Annotated in this window: 1 protein-coding gene; it reads left to right on the top strand. The window is 72.1% G+C overall.

Going from position 1 to position 2903, the window contains the following annotated elements; translation table 11 throughout:
• Nucleotides 1–21: 21 nt before the first annotated feature.
• Nucleotides 22–2903 (top strand): amino acid adenylation domain-containing protein (locus AB0E07_RS39775; protein ID WP_362263359.1); only part of this gene is annotated, 2882 nt, incomplete at its 3' end.

Below are 2903 nucleotides of genomic sequence, written 5' to 3'. Positions count from 1 at the left end.
GCCTCAGGATCGACGGATCGTTTGGCGGAGCAGGTGCGGGAGCGGGCGGTGGCGCTGCTGCCGGACTATATGGTTCCGTCGGTGGTGATGGTCCTCGAGGACGGTCTGCCGCTCACGCCGAACGGCAAACTGGACCGTGCCGCCCTGCCCGCACCCCAGGCGAGGAGGGCCGACACCACCCGCCGCGAACCCACCAACAAGGCGGAACGGGCGCTGTGCGAGATGTTCGCCGAGATCCTAGGCGTGCCGGACATCGGGGTCGACGACTCCTTCTTCGCCCTCGGCGGCCAGTCGCTCCTCGCCGTACGCCTCGTCAGCCGGATCCGCGCGACCCTCGGCGCGGAGATCGAGCTGAGCGCGGTGTTCGAGGCGCCCACACCGGCCGGTCTGGCCGCCCGCTGCGGCGACCCGGCCGAGACCCGCCGACCGCTCAGCCGCCGTCCCCGCTCCGAACGGGCCCCTCTCTCCCCTTCCCAACTGCGCTTCTGGTTCCAGGGCCAGCTCGAAGAGGGCACCGGCGCCACGGACACGCGCGTGATCACCACCGCCCTGCGGCTGTCCGGAGAGACGGACGTGCCGGCACTGCGGGCGGCCCTGCTGGACGTGGTCCACCGCCACGAAAGCCTGCGGACCGTCCTTCCCGTTACCGGCGGCGTGGCGCACCAGCAGGTGCTGGAGGCCGGTGACGCAACCGCCGTCGAGGTGGAACCCGTGTCCGGCGGCGAACTGAGTTCCCGTATGGCCGAGATGGCTGCCACAGGCTTCGACCTGTCGTGCGAGGCGCCCCTGCGCGCGAAGCTGCTGGCCGTCGGGCCCACGGAGCACGTGCTGGTGGTGGCGGTGCACCACATCGCCTTCGACGGCTGGTCGGCCGCCCCCTTCGTCCGGGACCTCGCCACGGCCTACGCGGCCCGCACCCACGGCGCCGCCCCGACATGGACCGAACTTCCTTTCCAGTACCGTGACTTCACGCTCTGGCAGTGCGAACTTCTCCAGGCGGACGGCCTGGAGAAGCGGCAGCTGGACTTCTGGCGGGAGACGTTGAAGGACCTGCCCGAGGAGCTGGACCTGCCCCGGGACCGGCCCCGGCCCGCCCTGGCCTCCGGCCGCGCGAGCTCCGTACCCCTGCGCATTCCGCCCGAGCGGTGCGCCGCCCTCGAACGTCTCGCCCGTGACCACGGGTCCAGTCTGTTCATGGTGCTGCATGCGGCGGTGGCGGGTGTGTTGTCGCGGGTGGGCGCTGGGGAGGACGTGGTGGTGGGCAGTCCTGTGGCGGGGCGTTCGGATGTGGGTTTGGAGGAGTTGGTCGGGTGTTTTGTGAATACGGTGGTGGTGCGGTCGGATGTGTCGGGGGATCCGTCGTTCGGTGAGTTGCTGGGCCGGGTGCGGTCGGGTGTGCTGGGGGCGTTGGAGCATCAGGACGTGCCGTTCGACCGGGTGGTGGAGGCGGTCAATCCGGTGCGTTCGTCGGGGCGGCATCCGTTGTTCCAGGTGATGCTGAGCCTGCAGAACAACGCCGGCGCCCAGGCCCGATTCCCCGGCCTGGAAACGGAGTTGCTCGACGTCGTGGGCGACGACCGGATCGACTTCGATCTGCTCTTCGACCTCCACGAACGGGCGGGCGGCCTCGAAGGGCGACTTCTGTTCGCGCAGGACGTCTTCGAGGAGGCGACGGCGCGACGGCTCGCGCGGTGCATGGAACACCTCGTCACCGAGGTGACGGAGGACCCACGGCGTCCGCTGAGCACGCTCGACCTGCTCGGTCCGGCCGAGCGCGCGGCCCTCCTGACCCGGGGCACCGGACGGGAACCGGCGGCGGACCCCGCCTCCCTGACGGACCGGTTCGAGGCCCGGGCCGCCGCCACTCCCGACGCCACGGCCGTCAGCTGCGGCGCCACAAGCCTGTCGTACCGGGAACTCGACCAGCGGGCCAACCAGCTGGCCCGTCACCTGCTGTCCGCGGGCGCCGGGCCCGAACGGCTGGTCGCGATCGCGATGGAACGCTCCGCCGACCTCGTCGTCGCCCTCCTGGCCGTCCTCAAGACCGGCGCCGCCTACCTCCCGCTCGATCCCCGGCACCCGCGAGCCCGCACCGAGGCGATCCTCGCCGACGTCTCACCGGTCACCGTCCTCACCGACGCCACCTGCCCGCCGGGCCTGTCCTCGGACGACCTGTCGGCCGCCGACCTCGCGCCCACCGCCCGCGCGGACGAGCGCCTGGCCTACGTCATCCACACCTCCGGCTCCACCGGCCGGCCCAAGGGCGTCGCCGTCACCCACGGCAATCTCGCCCGGCTCCTGACGGCCATGGAGCACCATCTGCCGCTGAGCCCGGACGACCGACTGCTCGCCCCGACCACCGTCTCCTTCGACATCGCCCAGCTCGAACTGCTGCTTCCGCTGCTGCACGGCGCGGCCGTGGTCCTGGCGGGCCAGGAGGACGTACGCGATCCGCGGGCGCTCGCCCACCTGATCCGCACCCATGGCGTCACGGCCCTGCAGGCCACCCCCTCACTGTGGACCGGCCTCGTGGCTGAAGCCCCCGAGGCCGTCACGGGCCTGCGCTGCCTCGTCGGAGGCGAGGCCCTGCCCGCCGCCCTGGCCGGCCGACTGCACGCCCTCGCCGCCGAGGTCACCAACGTGTACGGCCCCACCGAGACCACCATCTGGTCGCTCGCGGCCCGCATCGACGACGACAACCACGCCCGCCCGCCCATCGGCGGTCCGCTGGACGGCTCCCGCGTGTTCGTGCTGGATGCCGGTCTTGGGTTGGTGCCGGTGGGTGTGGTGGGGGAGTTGTATGTCTCTGGTGCGGGGGTGGCGCGGGGGTATGTGGGGGCGCCGGGTGTGACGGCGGGGCGTTTTGTGGCGTGTCCGTTCGGGGGTGCGGGGGAGCGGATGTA

It is taken from the genome of Streptomyces sp. NPDC048002 (assembly GCF_040653275.1).
Classification (GTDB): domain Bacteria; phylum Actinomycetota; class Actinomycetes; order Streptomycetales; family Streptomycetaceae; genus Streptomyces.
Note: the sequence above shows the minus strand (reverse complement) of the source record. Positions and strands in the feature narration are given on the sequence as shown.